This window comes from Nocardia colli (assembly GCF_008704205.1).
GTDB lineage: Bacteria > Actinomycetota > Actinomycetes > Mycobacteriales > Mycobacteriaceae > Nocardia > Nocardia colli.
This window is the reverse complement of record NZ_VXLC01000047.1, coordinates 1-22,639: the sequence shown is the minus strand read 5'-3', so window position 1 is coordinate 22,639 and position 22,639 is coordinate 1. Positions and strand designations below refer to the sequence as shown.

Genomic DNA, 22,639 nt, shown 5'->3' with positions numbered 1-22,639 from the left:
GAAGGAGCGGCGATGACCACAGCCGACACGGCCACCGACCAGTACACGGCGTTGGCCAGGGTGCTCGACGAACGCTGGACCTGCAGGCAGTTCCGGCCCGAGCCGGTGCCGCGGGAGGTCATCGAGACGCTGCTGCGGCTGGCCCAGCGCACCGCCTCCTGGTGCAACACCCAGCCGTGGCAGGTCGTGCTGACCGAGGGCGCGGGCACCGACCGGTTCCGCGCCGAACTGCTCGCGCACATCCAAACCGCAACGCCGGAACCGGATTTCCCGTTTCCCGCGCAGTACACCGGGGTGTTCCGGGACCGCAGGCGCGAGTGCGGCATGCAGCTGTACGACAGCGTCGGCATCAGCAAGGGCGACCACGAGAAGACGATGCGCCAGGCGGTGCGCAACTTCGAACTGTTCGACGCGCCGCACGTGGCGATCGTGACGACCGAGGCGGATCTCGGCGTCTACGGCGCCGTCGACTGCGGCCTCTATCTGGGTAATTTCCTGCTCGGCGCGCAGGCCCTCGGGCTCGGCGCGGCACCGCAGGCCGCGCTCGCGTCGTATGCGCCGTTCATCCGCGGCTACTTCGGCATCCCGGACAATCGCCGGGTCGTCGCCGGGATCTCCTTCGGTTACCCGGACACCGAGCATCCGATCAACGGATTCCGCACCTCGCGCGCAGACCCGGATCAGGTAGCGACCTGGTTCACCGGCTGATCCGCTTCGCTCGCCGGCGCGAGCAGGCCCGGTCCGGCCTCCGGCAGCACGTCGCGTGCGGTGAGCTCCGTGCCGCACTCGTCGCAGCCGAGGGTCACGTGCGCCTCGCCCGTGCAGCCCTGGTGGGTGTAGCGCACGGGCGGGCCGTCGGGGGCCAGGTAGGTGTCGCCCCAGTCCCGGATGGCCATGAGGATCGGATAGATGTCATGGCCCTTCTGGGTGAGCCGGTACTCCTCGTGCGCGCCGACCTCGGCCTTGCGCTTGACCAGGATCTCGTGCTCGATCAGCCGATCGAGCCGGTCCTGCAGGCGGCTGCGGGAGATGCCGAGCGCGCTCTGGAAGCCGTTGAAGCGGCGGATGCCGGAGAACGCGAACTTCAGGATCAGCAGGGTCCAGCGGTCGCCGAAGATCACGAGCGGGCGCGTGATCGAGCACGGCACGTCGGCAAGTTCTTCGTAGCGCACTTCTCGATGCTACCGAGCGGGGGTTCGCCGGCGGCCGTTCATGACAGCGTCGCCGAGACTGGAGCGTCGCGTATCCGCTCGCTATTCGGATCGGCGTCCGCCAGCGGCGGGACGTCTTCACCGTCGAGTACCTTGCGCATCCGTTCGGTATCCAGCTGTCCTTCCCACTTCGCGACGACGAAAGTGGCGACGCAGTTGCCGAGCAGGTTCACCGTGACCCGCATCGAGTCCATGATGCGGTCCGCGCCGAGCAGCAGGGCGACGGCGGCGACCGGGATGGAGCCGTGGCCGATCGCGGTGATGGTGGCCGAGAGGGCCAGGAACGACGAACCCGGCACGCCCGCCATGCCTTTCGAGGTCAGCATCAGCACGCCGACCGCGGTGAGCTGCTCCCACAGGCTCAGGTCCACGCCGAGCGCCTGCGCCAGAAACAGCACGCAGATGGACAGATACAGCGTCGCGCCGTCGAGATTGAACGAATAACCGGTCGGCACAACGAGTCCCGTGGTCGCCTTGGAACATCCGGCCTCGCTGAGCTTGATCATGATGCGCGGCAACACGACTTCGGTCGACGCGGTACCGAGCGCGAGGAACAGTTCGTCCTTGATGTACTTGACGAACTTCCACAGATTCACCCCGGCGAACACTCGCGCGACCACCGCCAGGATCGCCAGAAACAGCAGTGCCGCAAGGTAACAGCAGGCGATGAGCTTGCCGTAACTGCCGAGCGCGGACAGCCCGTACTGGCCGACGATGTAGGCCATCGCACCGAACGCGCCGAGCGGGGCCAGCCGCATGATCCAGCCGATGATGGTGAAGAAGATCCGCCCGATGTGATCGATACCTTCGAGAATCACCGGTGGGCCGTGCTCACCGAACTTCGCCAGCGCCAACCCGAACAGCACCGCGAAGAACAACACCTGCAACAGCGCGTTCTCCGCGAACGCCGAAACCACCGACGCCGGAATGATATTCAGCAGGAAGTCGACCGTGTGCGGCAGTTCACCGTTACCGGTCTTCTTCGCGATCCGCTCCGCACCGGTCGCCAGCGTCTGCGGATCGATGTCGAAACCCGCCCCCGGCTTCACCAGATTGCCGACCACCAACCCGAACAGCAGCGCGAACGTGGTGACGACCTCGAAGTAGATCAGCGCCTTCACCCCGATCCGCCCGACCGCCTTCATGTCCCCCACATGCGCGATCCCGAGCACCACGGTGCAGAAGATGATCGGCGCGATCACCATCTTGATCAGCTTGATGAACCCGTCCGCCAACGGTTTCAGTTCGGCCCCGAACCCCGGCCAGCACGCGCCGACCACGATCCCCGCCACGATCGCCACCAGCAGCTGGACGAACAGCGACCGGTACCACGGGGGCTTGCGCACGGTCGGCGCTGCTGCTGCGGAGTCGATGGTGACGCTCATCCGCGAACCGTACGAACCTCATGTATCCGACCGATGTCCCCGATGTTGCCGCCCGAAAACCCCGCGGATATATGACCGGCAGCCACGAAAATGGGCCCGGGTAACTACCCGGGCCCACTGTTCGGCGCTCAGGTCAGAGCGGAATGTTCTTCAGGTGACTGGCCCGCGCCGGAGCCGCAGCTAGCGCGGCAGCGATGATGCTGCGCGTCTTCGCCGGATCGATGACCTCGTCGACCACGCCGATCGCGACGGCACGCTCGACACCGCCGGCGATGCGCTCGTGCTCCGCAGTCAGACGCTCGTGCAGTGCTTCGCGCTCCTCTTCCGGAGCGGCAGCCAGTGCCTTCTTGTGCAGAATCCCGACGGCAGCCTTGGCCCCCATCACCGCGACCTCGGACCCGGGCCACGCGTACACCGCGGTCGCCCCGAGGGCACGCGCGTTCATCGCGATGTACGCACCGCCGTAGATCTTGCGCGTAACCAAGGTGACCCGGGGAACGCGAGCCTCGGCGAAGGCATGCAGCAACTTCGCACCGCGACGCACCACACCTTCCCACTCCATACTCACGCCCGGCAGATACCCCGGAACGTCGGTGAGCACGATCAACGGGATCCCGAACGAATTGCACAGCCGCACGAAACGCGCTGCCTTCTCGGCACTTTCAGAGTTCAGGCAGCCACCGAGCCGAATCGGATTGTTCGCCAGCACACCCACCGTGCGCCCGGCCAACCGGCCGAGACCGGTGACGATGCTGCGCGCGTACCCGCCTTGCAGCTCCTCGAACGAGCTCTCGCCATCCACGTTGTCGAGCAGCTCGTGGATGATCGGCTTCACGTCGTAGGCGCGCTTGGCCGACTCCGGCAGCATCGCCTTCAGATCGACGTCACCGTGTTCGGCCGCGACCAGATCGAACTCGCCCTGCTCAGCGAACATCGACACCAGACGACGCGCGCGATGCACCGCATCGGCCTCGTCATCGGCGACGATGTGCGAGACACCGGACTTCTTGCCGTGGGTGACAGGTCCGCCGAGGGTCGCCATGTCGACCTGCTCGCCGGTCACGCTGCGCACCACATCCGGGCCGGTGACGAAGATGCGGCCCTCCGGGGCCATGATCACGATGTCGGTCAGCGCGGGGCCGTACGCGGCGCCACCGGCGGCGAAACCGACAACCACGGAAATCTGCGGGACCAGCCCGGACGCGCGAACCATGGCCTCGAAGACCAGTCCGACCGCGTGCAAAGCCTCGACGCCCTCGGCGAGCCGAGCCCCGCCGGAATGCCAGATACCCACGATCGGGACACCGGAATCGATCGCGGTGTCGATCGCGTCGACGATGTGCTTGCAGCCCTCCACACCCATCGCACCACCCATCACGGTGGCATCCGAGCAGTAGGCGACAGTGCGCACGCCGTCGACCTCACCGATGGCAGCGAGCACACCGGACTTGTCGCGCGGGTGCAGCGGAAGAATCGTGCCGGGATCGAAGAACCGCTGTAGTCGGCCGAGCGGATCGCGCGGATCCAGCTCCGTCCCTTGTTGCAACGCGGGAGCGATAATCGTCATCGCGTTCTCTCCTCACCTCGATGAGCGCACCGCCACTGCGGCGGCAAAATGTGGAAACCCCGGCGGGTTCGGACCTGCTGGCCCGATCCCGCCGGGGTCGTCGTGCAGTCGATCAGGCAGTTATGCCCGACCGAAGGCGAGCGCCACGTTGTGCCCACCGAAACCGAAGGAGTTGTTGATCGCGTACTCGATCTCCTGACGGCGTGCCTCGCCGTGAACCACATCCAGATCGATCGCCGGATCCTGGTTCTCCAGGTTCAGCGTCGGCGGGACGATGCCGTCCCGGATGCTGAGCACCGTGAGTACCGACTCGAGGGCGCCGACAGCGCCGATCGAGTGTCCCAGTGCGGATTTCGGGGCGTAAACCGAAGCGTGCTTGCCGATCGCCAGGTTGATCGCGTTCGCCTCGGCGGTATCACCGATCGGCGTCGCGGTCGCATGGGCGTTGACGTGCGTGATGTCCTTCGCGGTGAGACCAGCGGTCTGCAGCGCTCGGGTCATCGCGCGGGCCGCACCGACACCATCGGGGGCGGGAGCGACCAGATGGAAACCGTCGGACGTGATACCGGCACCCAGCAGACGAGCATGGATGGTGGCACCGCGCGCCTTGGCGTGCTCCTCGGTCTCGACGACCATCAGCGCGCCCGCCTCACCGAAGACGAAACCGTCGCGGTCCTTGTCGAACGGACGCGAGGCACCCTTCGGATCGTCGTTGCGGGTGCTCATGGCGCGCATCATGCTGAACGCCGCGATCGGCACCGCGTCGATGTAACCCTCGACACCACCGGTGACGACCATGTCGGCATCGCCCATGACGATCATCCGCCATGCGTTGGCGATGGCCTCCGAACCGGACGAGCATGCCGAGACCGGAGTGACCACTCCTGCCCGGGCCTTCAATTCGAGGCCGACAACGGCCGAAGGGCCGTTCGGCATGACCATCTGCACTGCCAACGGCGAAATCTTGCGATAGCCACCGCTCTTCAGCTTGTCCACCGAGTCGATGAGGGCGTCGCCGCCACCCAACCCGGTGCCGATGGCCACACCCAGCCGTTCCGGGTCGACCTCCGGGCTGCCTGCGTTGCGCCAGACTTCGCGACCGAGCACGGTCGCGAGCTGCTCGACGTAGGCCATGCGCCGGCACTCGACTCGGGTCAGCAGGGTCTCGGGCCGAACCTTCAGGTGACCGCCGATGCGGACCGGAAGGTCGTATTCCTCGACGAAGGAATCCTCGAGAACGTCGATACCGCTCTCGCCGTTGAGGAGTCCCTTCCACGTCGCATCGACATCACCAGCGATCGACGTGGTCGCCGCCAGGCTAGTGACGACGACGTTGGGGAAGTTCCCGTTCAAGGTGGAAGGAGTGGTCACAGTGTCAGCCCTACTCGGCGTCGAACTTGGCCTTGAGCTCCGCGGCGGCTTCGCTGTTCTCCGCCTCGAGCTTCTGGATGTAGCCGACAGCGTCGCCGACCGTCTTCAGGCTGGCCAGATCCTCGTCCGGGATCTTCACGCCGTACTTGTCCTCGGTCTGTACCGCGATCTCGACCATGGACAGCGAGTCGATGTCCAGGTCATCGACGAAGGACTTCTCGATCGTCACCTCGGAGGGTTCGATACCCGTCACCTCTTCGATGATCTTGCCGAGTTCCTCGACGATTTGTTCCTGGGTCAGAGCGGCCACTTCGTGGCTCCCTTCTTGTTCTTTGTAGGGCGTGTACTGGTTTTTCGGATCGAGACGGCCGAAGGTTACGTCCGCTCGGTCACAACCGTGCATATCGATGCATGGCTGCGCAGGAAAGCTAGCCGGAGATGCTTACCCCGGCCAACGCGGGGAGGTCTTCCGGGGTCTTCAGGGCCACTGTGCGTGTGCCCTTCAGCTCCCGTTTCGCAATGCCGACGAGGGTGCCCGCCGGTGGCAACTCTGCCACCATGGAAACCTCTGCCCGCCTTACGGTTTCGGTGCACAGATCCCAACGGACGGGCCGGGTGACCTGGGCAGCAAGCTTGTTGATCGCGTCGCGACCCGAGGTGACCGGCTTGCCGTCGAAGTTCGACAGCAACGTCCTGGTCGGGTTGTTCGGCACGATCTGCGATATGGCATCGGTCACAGCCTCCTGTGCCGGCGCCATGAACGCCGTGTGGAAAGCACCCGCGACGGGCAGCGCGCGAATCCTTGCCTTCTCCGGCGGGTTCGCGGCGAGTTCCGCCAGCGCGTCCAACCGGCCCGCGGCCACAATCTGGCCCGCCGCGTTGCGGTTGGCCGGAATGAGGTCGAGCTCTGCGAGCCGTGCGAGCACGGTGGCCTCATCGCCACCGAGCACCGCGGACATGCCGGTCGGTTCCAACGCGCACGCCTTGGCCATCTCCGAACCACGGATGGCGGCCAATCGCACCGCGTCATCCGGGGAGATGACCCCGGCGACAGCGGCGGCGGCGAGTTCACCGACCGAGTGCCCGGCGACGATGGTAGCGGCCGGAAGCGAATCCGTGGGGATTTCCGCATAGGCGAGCAACGCGGCGGCCACGACGAGTGGCTGGGTCACTGCGGTATCGGTTATCTCCTCCGCCGTCGCGGTGGTGCCGAGGCGAACCAGGTCGAGCCCGGAGGCCATCGACCAGAGGATAAGCCGGTCACGCGCGCCAGGGAGATCGAGCCAAGGCGCGAGCATGCCGGGAGTCTGGGACCCCTGTCCAGGGGCGAACAACGCGATCACTCCCTAAGGGAACACTGTGAGGTGCCTCGCCGGAGATGTCGACGCGAATGAAGCTTGCCCTCACGTTTTGTGGGAGTCCCACAAAACGCCATGTGGGTCGATCGGATCGAACGTCCCACGAATTCCGTTACAGGCCCTCTTCGCCCACTGTGAAATGAGTGGCCTCTGGGGTTGGTGTTGACGTTTCGTTACGGGTTCGTGTCAAACGACCCACGGTGGCGGCGATTCTGAGCACGTACGCGTCCCGCGGATTCATCGGATCACGTCCCGTGATTTCGGCAATCCGTTTGAGGCGGTAGCGAACCGTATTTGGATGGACGTACAACTGACGCGCGCACGTCTCGACGGCTCCACCGCAATCCAGATAGGCCTCGAGCGTGTCCGCCAGTGACGATCCCGCCGAGGCCAACGGAAGGACAAGATACTCGTTCAACGCGTCGATCGCAGCTCGATCGCCGAGCAAAGCGCGTTCCGGCAGCAATTCGGTCGCATGCACCGGGCGTGGCGCGCCGCGCCAGCCCACCACGGCCTCCATGCCGGCCAGCGCTTCGACCGCGCTGGCGTGCGCGGCGCCCAGCGTGCGGGTGGTCGGGCCGATCACCACCGGGCCGTCGGAGAAGACGTCGGCGAGCAGGTCGGCCAGAAACGGCGATATATAAGAGGAGTCGCCGAGATGGCCACTCACGACCATGACCAAGCGGGTGCCCTGTACTACAGCCAACGCGGCACGGCCGTGCCTGGCCGCGATCGCGTGCACCGCGCCCACCGACGACACACCTTGCTCGCCAGGCGGGGTGCCGACCAGCACCGTGGCCGGTGCGGTGGCATCCCAGTTCAACGTGGCGGCCCGGGACAACATGTCCGGCCCGGTGTCACCACGCACCACGGCGTCGACGACCAGCGCCTCCAGCCGGGTGTCCCACGCGCCCCGCGATTCCGCGGCGCTGGCGTACACCGAGGCGGCGGCGAAGCCGAGCTCACGCCCGTACCGCAACACCGCCTCGGTGAGCGCGACCAGCTGCCGGTCGTTGCGCGCCAGCGCGGGCAGCCACTGTTCGAAGAACTCCATGGCCACCCGGACCATGTCCACGGTCTGGCGCAGCGTCAGCCGCCGCGCCAGATCCTGCGGGATCACCTGGAACGCGTCGAGGCTGAACCGGATGTCGCTGTCCGGGTCCTGTAGCCATTCCAGGAAGTTCACCACCGCGGTCTGCACCAGCATCTGGACACCGGCGCGCTGCGCGGCGTCCAGATCGGCGAAGAACGGCAACCGATCCTGCATCGACCCGACCGCCTCGGTAGAGAGGCGGCCCGAGAACTGCTTCACGCGTTTGAGCAGCGTGTCCGGTAGTGGGTCGCGGGTTTGCCGGTTCGGGGAGAGCGCGCCCGTCGGCAGATACACCTCGTGCTCGGAAGAGCCCTCGGAGATCCGTCGCGGCCGCGGCGGTTTACGGTCCACCATCCAATCGTCCGCTACTCGCCGTCCCCGTCGGAACTCGAGGCGTTCTTCGGCGCGGCGTCGACGTCATCGATGCGGTACTTGCTCGCGGCCTCGATCACCTTGGCATTGTCGATCTTTCCCGCCTTCGCGAGACCCGACAGCGCCGCTACCACGATCGATTGCGCGTCCACATTGAACACCCGGCGGGCCGCGGCCCTGGTGTCGGAGAAGCCGAAGCCGTCCGTGCCGAGTGTGATGAAGTCGCCAGGAACCCACTTGCGCACCTGGTCCGGAACCGCACGCATCCAGTCGGTCGCGGCGACGAACGGACCCTCGGCGCCGGAGAGCGCCTCGGTGACATACGGCGTGCCGTGATCCTCGTCCGGGTAACGCAGTGCGGCGATCTCGCGCTGCAGGGCCTCCTTGCGGAGTTCACCCCACGAGGTCACCGACCAGACATCGGCCTGCACGCCCCACTCCTCGGCGAGCAGCGCCTGCGCGCGCAAGCCGTCCGGCACGGTGACGCCGGAGACCAGGATCTGTGCCCGCACCTCGCCTTCGCCACCGGGCTTGTACAGGTAGATGCCCTTGAGCAGGCCGGCGATGTCGACGCCCTCCGGCTCGGCCGGCTGCTGGTACGGCTCGTTGTAGAGGGTGATGTAGTAGAAGATGTCCTCGCCGCCGAAGCCGCCGTCCGCCTTGCGGGTGTCGGTGCCGGGCACCGCGTACGGACCCGGTTCCGGGGTGCCGCCGCCGTACATCCGGCGCAGGCCGTCGCGAATGATGTGCGCGATCTCGAAGGAGAACGCCGGATCATAGGTGACCACAGCCGGATTGGTGGACGCGAGCAGCAGCGAATGGCCGTCGTTGTGCTGCAGGCCCTCACCGGTGAGGGTGGTTCGCCCGGCGGTTGCTCCGAGCACGAATCCGCGCGCGAGCTGATCCGCCGCGGCCCACAGACCGTCGCCGGTGCGCTGGAAACCGAACATCGAGTAGAAGATGTAGAGCGGGATCATCGGCTCGCCGTGCGTGGAGTACGAGGTACCCACCGCGGTGAACGACGCCGTCGAACCGGCCTCGTTGATGCCCTCGTGCAGGATCTGCCCGACCGAGCTCTCTTTGTAGGCAAGCATCAACTCGGCGTCGACCGATGTGTACAACTGGCCGTTGCGGTTGTAGATCTTCAACGAAGGGAACCACGAGTCCATACCGAAGGTACGGGCCTCGTCCGGGATGATCGGGACGATCCGCTTGCCGATCTCCTTGTCCCGCAGCAGCTCCTTCATCAGCCGCACCAGCGCCATGGTGGTGGCGACGGCCTGCTTGCCCGAGCCCTTGCGCACCGACTTGTACGCCTCGTCGCCCGGAAGTTGCAGCGGCTTAGCTGTGGTGCGTCGTTCGGGCAGGTACCCGCCGAGCGACTTGCGCCGATCGAGCATGTACTGGATCTCGCGCGACTCCATGCCCGGGTGGTAGTACGGGGGCAGGTACGGATCCTTCTCCAACTCGGCGTCGGTGATCGGAATCCGTTGCAGGTCACGGAAGTCCTTCAGATCCTGCAGGGTCAGCTTCTTCATCTGGTGCGTGGCGTTGCGGCCCTCGAAGTGCTTGCCGAGGGTGTAGCCCTTGATCGTCTTGGCCAGGATCACCGTCGGCTGACCCTTGTGCGCCATCGCGGCCGCGTAGGCGGCGTACACCTTGCGGTAGTCGTGGCCGCCGCGCTTGAGGTTCCAGATGTCCTGATCGGACAGGTCCTGCACGAGCGCCTTGGTCCGTGGGTCACGACCGAAGAAGTGGTCGCGCACGTAGGCGCCGTCGTTGGCCTTGTAAGTCTGGTAGTCGCCGTCGGCCGTGGTGTTCATCAGATTCACCAGTGCGCCATCGCGATCCGCGCCGAGCAGCGCGTCCCACTCGCGGCCCCAGATCACCTTGATGACGTTCCAGCCGGCGCCGCGGAAGAACGACTCCAGCTCCTGGATGATCTTGCCGTTGCCGCGCACCGGGCCGTCGAGCCGCTGCAGGTTGCAGTTGACCACGAAGGTCAGGTTGTCCAGGCCCTCCAGCGCCGCCACGTGTGCGAGACCGCGCGACTCCGGCTCGTCCATCTCGCCGTCGCCCAGGAACGCCCACACGTGCTGATCGGAGGTGTCCTTGATGCCGCGGTCGTGCAGGTAGTGGTTGAACCGCGCCTGGTAGATGGCGTTCATCGGGCCGAGACCCATGGACACCGTGGGGAATTCCCAGAAGTCCGACATCAACCGCGGGTGCGGGTACGACGGCACGCCGTGCCCCGGACCGCCGTGGCTGTATTCCTGCCGGAAGCCGTCGAGCCGGTCGGTGCCGAGCCTGCCCTCGAGGAACGCGCGCGCGTAGATGCCCGGCGAGGCGTGCCCCTGGATGAAGATCGAATCGCCGCCGCCGGAGTGATCCTTGCCGCGGAAGAAATGGTTGAAGCCGACCTCGTACAGCGCTGCCGAGGAGGCGTAGGTCGAAATATGGCCGCCGACACCGATGCCGGGGCGCTGGGCGCGATGCACCATGATCGCGGCGTTCCAGCGGATCCAGGCACGGAAGCGCCGCTCCACCTCTTCGTCGCCGGGGAACCACGGCTCGTTCTCGGTGGGAATGGTGTTGACGTAGTCGGTCGACGTCAACGCGGGGATGGCGACACGGCGTTCACCGGCCCGCTCCAGCAGACGGAGCATGAGGTAACGCGCTCGGCCGGGGCCCTCACGGTCGAGCATTTCATCGAACGACTCGAGCCATTCGCTGGTTTCCTCCGGGTCGATGTCCGGTAGGTAGGACGCCACCCCTTCGCGGATAACCCGAACACGCTCGGTCGGCTGGACTTGCGATCCGTTCGGATCGCGGCCGGCCGCGGCGGCGGGATCGGATCCAGCGGGTTGCGCTGGAGCGGAAGAGTGGATCAGGTCGGTCAAATCTGCTCCTCGTACAGGGGGTGGACATGCGGATAGCGTCGGTATCCCCGAGTGATGGCGCGTGGGTTTGCGTACCACTCGTTTACGTAAGGTCGGGGCGCACCCTCCATCCTTGCCGATGGTGTGCCCCAGGTCATCATGTCAGCAGGAAATCCAGTACCGTGCGCTGGGCAACATGAGCCGAGGCCGCGATAGTTTTCCAGCGCCAGCGAGGCGCACGTCATACGGGAGGACGATGAAGACGCTGGACCCGCGCGGGTTCGGATTGGTGTGCGCGACCGGAGCGGTCGTCGTCGGCTTGGTCGTGGCCGGCTGCGCGAACCGGGTCGAGGGCACGGCCAACCCCAATACCGCTGATCTGGCGGCCTACAAGACCGAGGCGGCAGCCTCGTCGGCCGCGGCCACCTCGTCCAAACGCGCTGCGGCGCAGGACCGGGCGATCACCGACAACTGCGCGCAGTTCCCGACCACCACCGGTGTCGGGGTCTCCAAGTACAACGAGTTCATCGACGCGCACGACGCCAACGCCGGCGACTACGCCGCCAAGCGCGAGCTCGCCGCGTCAACCCTCGATGACGCCGCGAACAAGGTGGAGACCGGAGTCAACACCGGCAAGGACGCGCTGCCGCCGGAACTCGCGGCAAAATTCACCGATTACGTCACAGCGGCCCGCGCGCTCTCCGCCGAGACCCGCAAGATGACCTACACCGCACCTGTCGGGCCGCTCAACGACGCAAGTAGGCGGGTCAACGACGCGCGCAACGCCGTCCGCGACGCCTGCCCGAAGCGCTGAAACGGTCCATGACACAACATTGGCACGCGACATTCCGGGCCATTTTCTGCGGATCGGCTTGCGCTGGCGGCAATAACCATGTTCGCTTGCAACTACCTATTGTCGGGAGTTGAGGAGGACACCACCGTGGTCGCCGCGGCGGACGCGCAGAACTACGCTCAGAAGCTTGGCATTACACACGGCTTGGTTGTCCAGGAATTGGGCTGGGACGAGGACGTCGACGACGACTTGAGAGCCGACGTCGAGGAGTCCATCGGCAGCGATCTTGTCGATGAGGATTCCGATGAAGTAGTCGACGTCGTGCTGCTCTGGTGGCGTGACGGGGACGGTGATCTGGTCGACGCACTGATGGATGCGATCGGTCCACTCGCCGACGAAGGCTTCGTCTGGGTACTCACGCCCAAAACCGGACATCCAGGACATGTAGAACCGAGCGAAATCGCAGAATCCGCACCGACCGCCGGTCTGACTCAGACCTCGGCGATCGCTCTGGGTAGCTGGGCGGGTAGCCGCCTGGTGCAACCGAAGGCGCCCTCGAAGCAGCGCTGACCCACCTTTCGCTATGGTGTCGCCGGGCGGTGATCGCGCCGCCCGGCGGAAACCCGACACGATGGAGGATTTGCGATGCCGCTCGAAGTTGGCACTGTCGCGCCGGATTTCACGCTCAAGGATCAGAACAACCAGGATGTCAGCCTGTCGGACTACCACGGCAAGAAGAACGTCCTGATCGTCTTCTACCCCCTCGCCTTCACCGGCATCTGCCAAGGCGAGCTGTGCAAGGTTCGGGATGAACTGCCCAAGTTCCAGAACGACAACGCGGAGATCCTCGCCATCTCCGTCGGCCCTCCCCCGACCCACAAGATCTGGGCGGCCGAACAGGGCTACGTCTTCCCGTTGCTCTCCGACTTCTGGCCGCACGGCGCCGTCGCCCAGGCCTACCAAGTCTTCAACGAGAAATCCGGCTACCCCAACCGCGGCACCTTCGTCGTAGACCGCGACGGCTACATCCGATTCTCGGAGATGAACGGCCCCGGAGAGCCCCGTGACCAGGCGGCTTGGGAGAAAGCGCTCACCGCGCTAGATTCATAACCCGGTCGGCAACGATCGAGGGCGTATAGCTCAGCGGTAGAGCTCTGGTTTTACACACCAGCGGTCGGGGGTTCGAACCCCTCTGCGCCCACAGATGAATGTCCAGCTAACGCCCCTATGCGTGGGGCAAGGACTGCCCTGCAACTTCGCACTGTGGGGCAGGCATGGGGCACTCGCACTGAGTAGCCCGCGACAGCGACAGCTGTTCCCCGTTAGCTGGTCGCGTCACCGTCACTTGAGAGAACCGCTTGGACTCGTGCCGGATCCCAGCTGGAGCCTTCTGCCAATCGCCAAGCTGCCAGTACGCGGTGGAGCTCGACGAGTTGATCACACGGTTCCGCCGACACCACGCCATCAACGACTCGGACGAAGCGGGAGGGGGCGGGCTGTGGTGCGACCGAGTGAGATCGAGTCCGAGCTGCAAGCACGACTATCCCTGAGAAATGTGTGGGTCACGGGATCCGGCTACCAGTTCACCGTAGTCGCGGTTGGGCAAGTGTTTGCGGGGATGACGGCGGTGCAACGGCAATTGGCGGTTCAGACGGCACTAGCCGAATACATTGCAGATGGGCAGGTTTGGGGCCTAGAGGTCCATGCCTATGCGCCGCTCGAACGCGGCACCGAGACGCACTGAACCCGACGAACTCTGACCAATCGCGCCGGCCGCAGGCAGCCAGGCGAATCCTGACCGTCTCGCCTACGCGGCATGGGCACGGAAGTTGCAGCTGTGGCAGTACCACGCGGCTTCACCCGCCAGAGCGGCCGCGTGCAGAAGCTCCCCGCATTCCGGGCACAGGGGCGGGCGGGCGTTCGCCCACCGGTCGACGGTCTCGACGAGCGCGCTCCCGGCGCCTTCAATGGCAAGCATCTCGGCGGAGCGGTCGTAGAGCCAGATCTTGGTGTAGTCGGTGGCGCGCAGCGCCCAGATCCGGGCGGTCTCGACGAGCTCCTCGACGTCATCGGAACCCAGCCGCGTGACCAGCACGCCGTGACCCGGGTACACGGTGTGAGCTTCCAGACCGAACCGCGCCATCAGCTACCGCCCGAACCAGTATCGACCGGAACCAGATCGGCCACCCGCGCGGGAAACGAATAGCCGCCCGGTGCGTCCGTCCGGATCGGCTCGACGAGCGCATGATCCTCGTCGACCTCGACGACCTGGAACACCGAAATCCCACCAGCGACTAGCAACACTCGATCACCAATGTTCACCACGTCCGCAGCCTCTCCCGGGCAACCAATCAGTATGTGCAAATATAGCAAGTATGTTCGAATACTGGAGTGAGGAGTTCTCCGCGTCGCTCCGCCGTGTCGTCGACCCGCCGGCGCCGGTTCTGATCGACCTGAGCACCGCGATCACACCCCAGGGCCCGTTCCGCAGGGATGCCGTGTCGATGCGCATCAAACCCGCGGGTCTCTAGCCAGTTGATTGTTGTTGCTGCGATTTGGGGCTGGGGTCGGTCGGTTCGCGGCTACGGTCTGTGGCCGTGCAGATTCCTCGTTGGCAGGTGTTCTGGTGCGATCCGGCTTGTACGGCAGTGGTTTTCGATGATGATCCGGTGTTGGCGGGGCTACCGTCGTTGGCTGAGTGGGCGCGGCGGCACGGGACCAGGCCAGGGCAGCCGGTGTTGTTGCATTCCGATGGCCGCTACGCCGTGGCGGTCAACGGATTCTTCGCCTCTGCTCGGATGCGCAGCGCGGCGGAGGAGACCCGGCGTAAGTACGCGACTGAGTTGGTGACGTGGTTGGGGTTCCTGGATGCGATCGACTGCGGCTGGGACAAGGCTGGTGTTGAGGAGATCGACTCGTTCAAGTTCTGGCGGATGAGCGATGAGGCCAACCCGCGAAGGGTTGCCGGAGGCTCGGTTCGGTCCGGGTTGGTGGCGATCAGCGCGTTCTACGAGTGGGCCGAGCGCCGATACGGTGTGGTCAATCCGGTGGTCAAGACCGCGATCCGCCGTGGCGGGCGTGATGGAGTGGTACAGGGGTATCAGGCCACGCCAAAGGTCGTGCGGGACCGGGATGTGAAGTGGCTCGATCCGGGTGGGTATCGGCGGTGGCGCGATATCGGTTTGCGCGGCTTGGATACCGCCGGGCGTGAAGTTGCGTTGTGGCGTGGACGAAATCCTCAGCGCGACTGTGCTTTTACTGACGGTCTGTACGGGACGGGTTTGCGGCTGCGGGAGTGGGCGAGTGTGCTGGTGAGCGAGTTGCCGGCCGATGAGCCAGCGCGGGGGTTCTTCACGGGCAGGCTGGCGGCTGCGTGTGCGAAGGGCGGTCGCGGTCGCCGGTATTGGATGCCTGGCCATGTGCTGGCCGATGTGCTGGCCTACGTCGAGGGTGAGCGAGCCGCCGCTATACGTCGTGCGCAGGCACGCGGACTTTACGAGCGAGTGGCCCCGCGCCGGATCGTAACGGGTTTATCGGGTGGGCGGCGGTTGGAGCTGCGGGATGAGGCGGGCCGGGTGTCGTCGGTGCCGCTGGATGGTTTGGATCCGCGGGCGCGGCGTCGGTTGTTCCTCGACGGTGCAGGCGGTTTGGTGCCTGCGGCGTTGTGGTTGAACGAGGACGGTCTGCCCCGTGCGGTGCATGGCTGGCAGCACAGCTTCACGGCCGCGAACACTCGTGTCGCGCACTGTGGGTTGTCCGGGTTGGCCGCGACTGCGCACATGCTGCGGCATTCGTTCGCGTTGCGCTGGTTTTCGGTGGGCCGGCTGGTCTATGAGCGGCGCTTCGCGCATTTGGCTACGGCCGAGCTGCGCGATTTCCGCGCTCAGTTCGGTGACACCTGGTACTTCGTGATGACGCTGCTGGGTCATCGCAGTGTCGCTACGACCATGAACATCTATCTAGAGCCGTTTCGCGAACTGGATATCGCCTTGCTGATCGAGCACGCTCACGGCGCGGCGATGGATGGGCTGCTGGCGACGATGTTGCAGGAGCATCCGCGGGTGTGCACCGACCCATTGGCGAGTCGGCCGTGAGTGGTCACGGTCGGCGCGCGGCATTACCTCACACCGGCTACAGCACCCCGCCGCGTCGAGATCCCCTGGGCGAGAAGCCTTTCCTTGTCCGGTACTTTCCCGAGCGGGGTGGCCGCGGTGCCGAGTTCGACCTGGCGGAGCTTGCGGTGTCGGATGCGATGCGCGGTTGGCTGGCCGAGGCGCTGGAGGGGGCGACCGGGCCCAGCGGCGGCTACCGGACGGTGGCCTCGGCGCGAACTCTGTGGCGGGCGATTCGGTCGTTCACCGCCTATTTGAGCATGCTGGAGGCCATCCCGACGGTTCCAGGGCATCTGCGCGGTGTCCATTGGGACGGTTTCCTGCTGGCGCAGCCGAGGCCGTCGCGGGCAGGGTTGATCTGCGCGATGCGCGCGGTGATGCGCTGTGCTCGCGATGTTCCCGAGGACTTCGCGATCCGTATGCAACGCAACTCGACCGGGCGAGAGCACAGCCGCAAGCTGCCCAGCTACACCCCCGCGGAGTTCGCGCGAATCACGGGGGCGGCGAAAGCCGACGTCCGTGCGTGTGTGCGGCGTATCCGTGCCGGGCGCACGCTGATGGCGGCATGGCGCGCCGGGCAGATCGAGCGGGGCGCCGATCGCCGGCGGTGGGAGCAGGGATGGTTGCTCGATCACATCGACCGCCACGACGAGGTCCCGCACTACACGAACGGCACGACGCACAACAAGTCCACCCAGCACGGCGGGACAGCGGTGTTGTTCGCGCAGTTGTATCCGACCCACCGTGATCTGGCCGCCGCGGCGACGCTGTTGATCTGCTTGACCGGGCACAATCTGTCGACCGTGGTGAGCCTGCCGGTCAGCCACCACCGCCCCGACGGTGATGCCGGCTCCACGCGCACCGCGATCGTCGAGGCCGTGAAACCTCGCCGCGGCCGCACCCTGGCGTCGATGAGTGTGGCGTTGAGTGATACCCGCGGTGATCGGGGCGAACAGGTCGATCTGTCTTCGGCGTTCGCGGTCTATCGATTGCTGGAGCAGATGTGTGGGCCCGTGCGCGAGCGCGCCGGAACCGATCAGTTGTTCGCCTACTTCACTCCCAAGCGGGGCATGCAGTTCCTGCCCGGCTTGCGCGGCCAAGCCATCGGTGAATGGTCACGCTCGATCGAATTACGCAGCGACAGAGTCGATCCTGTCACCGGCGAACCCGGCCCACTACTGGTGGACACACGACGGCTACGCACGACATGGTTGCAGCTGCACCAGACTCCGGTGGCCCACACCGAGACGACCCTGGCCAACGACTATCTCGCGCGCGACCGCGGCAACCTGGCCGAGTACCAGCAGGTCGTGGCCACGACCCTGGCAGAACAGGTCGACGCGGCGCGGCGGGAACCGCTGATGGGCACCGTGAACGCCGAGCAGATCACTCGCGCACGCACCGAACCCGACACGGTCGCCGCCGAAATCGGCGTGACCACCCCGGAACTGAACCAGCTGATCGATGGCGCGTTGGACACGGTGCTGGGCGGATGCCTGGACAACACCCACGGACCGCACGCTCCGGCGGGGCAGGCGTGCACCGCGTCGTTTCTGCTGTGTTTGTCGTGTCCGTGCGCCCGCGCCACACCGGCGCACCTGCCGGTGATCGTGGCAACCCACGACCGGCTGCGCGAGCACGCCGCCGCGATGACCCCGCTGCGGTGGGCTCAACGCTTCGCCGGACCGCTCGCTCAGCTAAGCGAGATCATGCATCGTTTCCCGGCAGCGGTGCTCGATGACGCGCGCGCCCGCATCGACGCTGGCCACCAGGAGCTGGTGGAGCAGCTGCTGTCACGAGCGCTGGATCGGCGATGAGCGCACCCGCACCCGGAGGCGGCGCCGGGTTTCGGCCGAATCCGGGCACGGTGGTGCTGGCCAATCGGCCATTGCACCCCGGCACCGATATTGCCGCGCTGTCAGTTTTCGGTGAGAACCGGTGGAATCTGACCCCCGCGCTGCTGCACCCGCACGCGGAGGCGGTCTCGATCAACTTCGCCTCGGCGCCGGAGGCGTTTCGTGAGGTGCTGAAGCTGTTGTGCTGGTTGATGATCAACCACGACGGCGACGACGCGGTGGTGGGCCTACTGCGCGCACGTCGACCGGCGATCCAGACCGTGTCCACCGGGTTCCGGTCTCTGCGCGCGTTCACCGACTGGCTCGCGCTGCGCGGGCACACTCGATTCGGGCAGGTGAGCGCCGTTGACCTGGACGACTATTTGGTCGAGGTGAAAGCCGCCGAGACCACCCATGGCTTGCGGGAGGATCTGCTCGCCGCGGTGATCAAGATCTGGGCCTATCGCGGCTTGCTCGACGAGAGTGACCGGCTCCCGGCCGCCCCGCCCTGGGACGGTGACCGTCCACACCACCTGCTCGACGGTTCCCGTGACGGCGAACTGACCACCCCTCGTATCCCTGCGGAGACGATGAACGCCCTGCTGCGGTGGGCGCTGCATCTTGTCGAGGATCTGGCCACCGACATCACCGCGGGACTGCACGAGTATCAGCGCCTGCAAGCCCGCGGCCGGGGCGCGGCCGCGGGCCGGGCACGCTATCGGCGCCGCCCCGGCGAGGTCGCAGCCGACCTGCACACGCTCATTCGCGCGCACGCACGCCTGGGCATCGGTTTGCCCGGATTACGCACGCCTGCCGGCGAACTGGTGTGCAACCTCAATTATCTCGCGCGGCTGCTCGGCACCAGGCCCGATACGCTGTGCCGCCCCGCCAGCCAGCAAATGTTGCGCACCAGCGGCCTTCCGATCGAGGAAGGCTCAGCACTGCTGGTCGCGCCGACCGCGACGATCGATGGGCGGCTCTGGCGCGAGCGGCCGATCGAGGAATCCGAAGCACGACCGTTGGCCCGCCATCTGATCGCCGCGTGTTTCGTAGTGATCGGCTACCTGTCGGGCATGCGATCGGGAGAGATCTTGTCCCTCGAACGTGGCTGTCTGCACCGCGACCCCGCCACCGGGCTGGTCCTGGTACGCGGCCGCGAATGGAAAAGCGTGCACGACAGCGCTGGCGAACACCTCCCCCAGGGGCGGCCACGCCCGGACCCCTGGGTCGTCGCCGAACCTGTCGCGACCGCGATCACCGTGCTGGAGAAGCTGCACCGCGAACAACTGCTGTTCCCCAACCGGCTCGATCCACGCCCGCAGAAAACCTCCGACGCCGGCCATCGGTACCGCGACGGTAAGGCACGCACCTCCACCCACATCAATAGCGACATCGCCGCGCTGATCGACTGGATCAATCACTACTGCGCTGAGCATGGCCGCACCGACGCCATACCGCCGGATCCGGAGCATCCCGACATCACAGCCCGTCGGCTGCGCCGCACCTTGGCGTGGTTCATCGCCCGCAAACCCCGCGGGCTGGTCGCCGCCGCCATCCAATACGGGCACCTCAAGATCCAGATGACCCTCGGCTACGCCGGAACCTACGCCTCCGGGTTCCCCGATGAGCTGGCCTTCGAGGAATGGCTCACTCGCCTGGATACTCTGGCCGATGCCCACGAGCACTTACAGGGCGGCGAGCATGTCAGCGGTCCGGCCGCGCAACGCTACCGGCTCCATGTTCAATCCGCGCCGCGCTTCGCCGGGCAAGTCCTGCGCACAACGCGCGATGCCCGCATCTTGCTGGCCAATCCCGCCCTGCAGATATATCCCGGCCACGCCATGACCTGCGTGCTCGATCCCCGCCGAGCAGCATGCCGGTTGGCCCAAGACGACGTCGGCGATCGCATCACCCCGGACCTGTCGGATTGCCGCCCCAACTGCGTGAACATCGCACGCACCGACCGCGACATCGCGCTCGTGCGCGCCCAAGCCGCCCGGCTGCGCGAGATCGTCGAAGACCCCCTCGCGCCACCGGTGCGGGCCGCCCGCCAACGCGCCGAACTGCATCGACTGCTGCGGATCCTCGCCGAACACCACGGCCACACCGGAGGCCGGGATGTGTGACCGCGAGATGGAACGGACCGCGATTCGCGCGGCGATGCAGCGGCTGATCGATGGGACCGCCTATCGTTCCACCGGTGCGCTCAACGTGCTGCAACTTGCCGCCGAGGCCGGAGTCAAACGCTGGCTGCTCACTCACAAACACACCGATCTCGCCGAAGAGTTCCGCACTCGTATCCGTGCCGGCACCGAACCCGCCTCACCATTGCATCGATCTACCCGCCGTGCCGAGGCTGCCGAGCACGCCAATCAGGCACTGCGAGAAGACAACGCACGACTGCGCGCACAAATCGCTGTCTACGCTCAGGTGATCCACGAACTACGCACCGAACTGGCCGGCCCGCGGATCCGCCACGGACTCGATATCATCCGCGAACTGCCGAAACGATGACGCAACCCCACCCGGGCTAGCTGTTGCCGAGACCTGCTTGCATCGGTGAAATCTGATGCTGTCCGAGCGAGTGTCCGGCGGCTAGGGCGTGTCTGACAAACGCGCGGTAATGCCGATTACACGATGTCTTCCGGTGAATTCGCACGCCTGATCCGACACGATCGCTGACGGAGCTGATCGAGGATTGGTCGTGCGACAGCAGCGATGCGCATGTCTGATGCCCGACCTGCACTACCCGCCGACGTACCCCAATCCCGGCGCCTCGGGCAGACCTGGCCGCAGTCGATACGCGCATCGGTCGTCGGCTCGGTCCGGCGTATCTCGACGGACATCGGCCGACATGACGCGTTGCAGTTCTAACCAAGGTTCACGTCGTATTTCATTCAAGCCCCCCACAAGTCCAACTCGTCAGCTGTATCGAATCACTGCCGCACTGCTCACTCCGCAGCACTGCAAGTTTGCAACATGTTCTCGAAACGTTGAGCTGGATGGCGTGCCATCGGGAGCAGAAGGGATATTCGATGACTGTTCAAGTTCATGTGTCGGCACGCGTCTGCGCAGCTCTGACAGCGCTGACCGGTATCGTGCTGCTGACTTCTCTCGCTCCTCCGGCGTCAGCTGCATCTGGATGCGGCGCTGATAAGTCGGACTATAAAGGCACCTTTCGTGCATCTCAGAACGTCTATACGCTGACCTTTGATGGCAGCGGGGGCGTGGTGGCCGATAAAGGCCGCTATGACTATAGGGGGACGTTCACGATGGATGAATCCGGCGTTACGATTAAGCATATGAGAAAGGCAGACTATGATAACCCCGATGTCGAGGTTGTCATCAAGGTGCGTTCAGTGAGCTGCTATGCAGGAGATTCTACCGTTACGGCATTCGGTGGCGTCGTTGAATCGAGCTACGCCAGCACTGCTACGTTCTACAAAGAGTAATGTTTGCCGCTTGGTGAAGCCCTGACTTGGCGTTACGAAATTGTCGCCGAGCGCGACATCGGCGAGCATGTGGACCGAGCCGAAATGTTTCGGCTCGGTCCGACCCGAGGCTCGCGCCCTGTCGGAAATAGTTGGTGTTCAACAGGTCTGGACCGACCCGCATGAACAGTCAAGCTACCGACGTCTGATTGGACGGTTGTCCGAACATCCGGTAATGGCACCCTGGGCGCGCGTTGGCGAACGCAAGATATTGCCGATGAGCGCGTCAGAGTATCTGCCGCACAACGCCGTTCGTAGACTCCGGCTCGATCTTGTCGCCGCCAGTGTGAGGGGACATCGTGTTCAGACAATTCGATCGTGTGGTGATCGCCAGCGACGACTTCGAGGATCTCGGTGCACCGCGCGGCGCGATCTGCTTCATCCTTGACCTGTACACCAGCGACGAGTTCGAGTTGGACTTCTCCGCGAACACGCCGCCTTCACCGTCGCCACCGGTGTCCCGGTCTACTTCTGCGACCCGAAAAGTCCCTGGCAGCGCGGCAGCAACGAAAACACGAACGGGCTTCTACGCCAATACCTTCCCCGACATCTCGACCTGCGCACATACAGTCAAGCCGACTTCGATGCGATCGCCGACGAACTCAACGGGCGCCCTCGACAAACCCTCGACTTCAGGACACCATCAGAAGCACTCGAAGAGGTGTTGCGTTGACCGCCTGAGCCCGCACCGCTGGGCGGGCGTTCTGCGCGGCGAGATCGACTGCCGCACAGGATATCCGATATTGCCGATTACTACCAAGCACTCGCCGGCCCTCTAACGGACCGTCGGATCGATAAGCTGTTGCCGTGAAAGTGATGTTGGGAAAAGGTGATGGCTGTGAACTGCCCGCCACCGCTGTCTATTGGCTCAGCGACGATCCGCAACCGGGCATCGTCCTGGTCGAGTTGGTAGATGCGTATGGTCGGCCGCACCAGCTGGTAGGTAAGACCGCCTCGTTCGGCGCGGAACTGCTTCCTACATCCGCCTATCCATGTCCCACCACAGTCCAGTGCACCATCGAGGACATCGACGACGGGATAGCCACCGTCAGCACTTGGTGGTTATCCGGTGGCCCCGACGATGTGCCGTTCGTCTTCGACGTACGACTGGACACACTCGGTCCGACTGACCGCCTAGCACCGCCCAAGCTTTGACGTAGGGAGAACCAACG

20 protein-coding genes, 1 tRNA gene and 1 pseudogene are annotated in these 22,639 nt (G+C 65.4%); 12 read left to right on the top strand and 10 right to left on the bottom strand.

What is annotated here, in order from left to right:
• Positions 1–12 precede the first annotated feature (12 nt).
• The gene (locus F3087_RS44020) at positions 13–708 is read left to right on the top strand and encodes a nitroreductase (RefSeq protein WP_150408155.1); all 696 of its coding nucleotides are present in this window, start codon (positions 13–15) and stop codon (positions 706–708) included.
• Here F3087_RS44020 and F3087_RS44015 read toward each other — a convergent pair.
• From F3087_RS44015 to aceE, 8 genes are all read right to left on the bottom strand, one after another.
• On the bottom strand, positions 681–1,172 hold the full coding sequence (locus F3087_RS44015) for a winged helix-turn-helix transcriptional regulator (RefSeq protein ID WP_150408154.1): 492 nt from the start codon (positions 1,170–1,172) through the stop codon (positions 681–683). The two genes, F3087_RS44020 and F3087_RS44015, sit on opposite strands and share 28 nt — an antisense overlap.
• A gap of 38 nt (positions 1,173–1,210) precedes the next feature.
• Positions 1,211–2,596 carry a C4-dicarboxylate transporter DctA gene (gene dctA, locus F3087_RS44010; protein WP_150408153.1) on the bottom strand — a complete coding sequence of 462 codons (1,386 nt, stop codon included), beginning with the start codon at positions 2,594–2,596 and terminating at the stop codon, positions 1,211–1,213.
• Positions 2,597–2,729: 133 nt separating this feature from the next.
• Positions 2,730–4,163: an acyl-CoA carboxylase subunit beta gene (locus F3087_RS44005; RefSeq protein ID WP_150408152.1), complete on the bottom strand. Its 1,434-nt coding sequence runs from the start codon at positions 4,161–4,163 to the stop codon at positions 2,730–2,732.
• Positions 4,164–4,283: 120 nt separating this feature from the next.
• Positions 4,284–5,534, bottom strand: coding sequence for a KasA/KasB family beta-ketoacyl-ACP synthase (locus tag F3087_RS44000; protein ID WP_150408151.1), 1,251 nt, complete (start codon positions 5,532–5,534; stop codon positions 4,284–4,286).
• A gap of 10 nt (positions 5,535–5,544) precedes the next feature.
• On the bottom strand, positions 5,545–5,844 hold the full coding sequence (gene acpM / locus F3087_RS43995; protein WP_150408150.1) for a meromycolate extension acyl carrier protein AcpM: 300 nt from the start codon (positions 5,842–5,844) through the stop codon (positions 5,545–5,547).
• Between the two features lie 118 nt (positions 5,845–5,962).
• On the bottom strand, positions 5,963–6,877 hold the full coding sequence (locus tag F3087_RS43990; protein ID WP_150408149.1) for an ACP S-malonyltransferase: 915 nt from the start codon (positions 6,875–6,877) through the stop codon (positions 5,963–5,965).
• A 127-nt stretch (positions 6,878–7,004) separates the two neighbouring features.
• A complete protein-coding gene (locus tag F3087_RS43985) occupies positions 7,005–8,339 on the bottom strand; it encodes a PucR family transcriptional regulator (RefSeq protein WP_223885810.1) in 1,335 nt (444 codons plus the stop codon).
• An 11-nt stretch (positions 8,340–8,350) separates the two neighbouring features.
• Positions 8,351–11,257: a pyruvate dehydrogenase (acetyl-transferring), homodimeric type gene (gene aceE / locus F3087_RS43980; RefSeq protein WP_375909681.1), complete on the bottom strand. Its 2,907-nt coding sequence runs from the start codon at positions 11,255–11,257 to the stop codon at positions 8,351–8,353.
• Positions 11,258–11,492: 235 nt separating this feature from the next.
• Here aceE and F3087_RS43975 point away from each other — a divergent pair, with 235 nt between their 5' ends.
• From F3087_RS43975 to F3087_RS43960, 4 genes are all read left to right on the top strand, one after another.
• Complete coding sequence (locus tag F3087_RS43975; RefSeq protein ID WP_150408148.1) at positions 11,493–12,050, top strand: hypothetical protein; 558 nt, start codon at positions 11,493–11,495, stop codon at positions 12,048–12,050.
• 126 nt (positions 12,051–12,176) lie between these two features.
• On the top strand, positions 12,177–12,599 hold the full coding sequence (locus F3087_RS43970) for a DUF3052 domain-containing protein (RefSeq protein WP_150408147.1): 423 nt from the start codon (positions 12,177–12,179) through the stop codon (positions 12,597–12,599).
• A gap of 75 nt (positions 12,600–12,674) precedes the next feature.
• Positions 12,675–13,139 carry a peroxiredoxin gene (locus F3087_RS43965; protein WP_150408146.1) on the top strand — a complete coding sequence of 155 codons (465 nt, stop codon included), beginning with the start codon at positions 12,675–12,677 and terminating at the stop codon, positions 13,137–13,139.
• Positions 13,140–13,158: 19 nt separating this feature from the next.
• A tRNA-Val gene (locus tag F3087_RS43960) sits at positions 13,159–13,230 on the top strand.
• A 606-nt stretch (positions 13,231–13,836) separates the two neighbouring features.
• Here F3087_RS43960 and F3087_RS43950 read toward each other — a convergent pair.
• Both F3087_RS43950 and F3087_RS46360 read right to left on the bottom strand, forming a co-directional pair.
• Complete coding sequence (locus tag F3087_RS43950; protein WP_150408144.1) at positions 13,837–14,172, bottom strand: transposase; 336 nt, start codon at positions 14,170–14,172, stop codon at positions 13,837–13,839.
• A complete protein-coding gene (locus tag F3087_RS46360; protein WP_191094447.1) occupies positions 14,172–14,333 on the bottom strand; it encodes a hypothetical protein in 162 nt (53 codons plus the stop codon). The genes F3087_RS43950 and F3087_RS46360 overlap by 1 nt, the downstream gene beginning before the upstream one ends.
• Positions 14,334–14,620: 287 nt before the next feature.
• Here F3087_RS46360 and F3087_RS43945 point away from each other — a divergent pair, with 287 nt between their 5' ends.
• From F3087_RS43945 to F3087_RS43915, 7 genes and pseudogenes are all read left to right on the top strand, one after another.
• Complete coding sequence (locus F3087_RS43945; protein ID WP_150408143.1) at positions 14,621–16,123, top strand: hypothetical protein; 1,503 nt, start codon at positions 14,621–14,623, stop codon at positions 16,121–16,123.
• Positions 16,124–16,269: 146 nt separating this feature from the next.
• Positions 16,270–17,958: a hypothetical protein gene (locus F3087_RS43940; RefSeq protein WP_150408142.1), complete on the top strand. Its 1,689-nt coding sequence runs from the start codon at positions 16,270–16,272 to the stop codon at positions 17,956–17,958.
• The gene (locus F3087_RS47025; RefSeq protein ID WP_223885809.1) at positions 17,955–20,102 is read left to right on the top strand and encodes a hypothetical protein; all 2,148 of its coding nucleotides are present in this window, start codon (positions 17,955–17,957) and stop codon (positions 20,100–20,102) included. Before F3087_RS43940 ends, F3087_RS47025 begins: the two co-directional genes overlap by 4 nt.
• On the top strand, positions 20,095–20,490 hold the full coding sequence (locus F3087_RS43930) for a hypothetical protein (protein ID WP_150408141.1): 396 nt from the start codon (positions 20,095–20,097) through the stop codon (positions 20,488–20,490). Before F3087_RS47025 ends, F3087_RS43930 begins: the two co-directional genes overlap by 8 nt.
• A gap of 521 nt (positions 20,491–21,011) precedes the next feature.
• On the top strand, positions 21,012–21,428 hold the full coding sequence (locus F3087_RS43925) for a hypothetical protein (protein ID WP_150408140.1): 417 nt from the start codon (positions 21,012–21,014) through the stop codon (positions 21,426–21,428).
• 460 nt (positions 21,429–21,888) lie between these two features.
• Positions 21,889–22,140, top strand: a pseudogene (locus F3087_RS43920) (IS30 family transposase); the annotation flags it as partial.
• Positions 22,141–22,274: 134 nt separating this feature from the next.
• The gene (locus F3087_RS43915) at positions 22,275–22,622 is read left to right on the top strand and encodes a hypothetical protein (RefSeq protein WP_150408139.1); all 348 of its coding nucleotides are present in this window, start codon (positions 22,275–22,277) and stop codon (positions 22,620–22,622) included.
• The last annotated feature ends 17 nt before the right edge of the window (positions 22,623–22,639 follow it).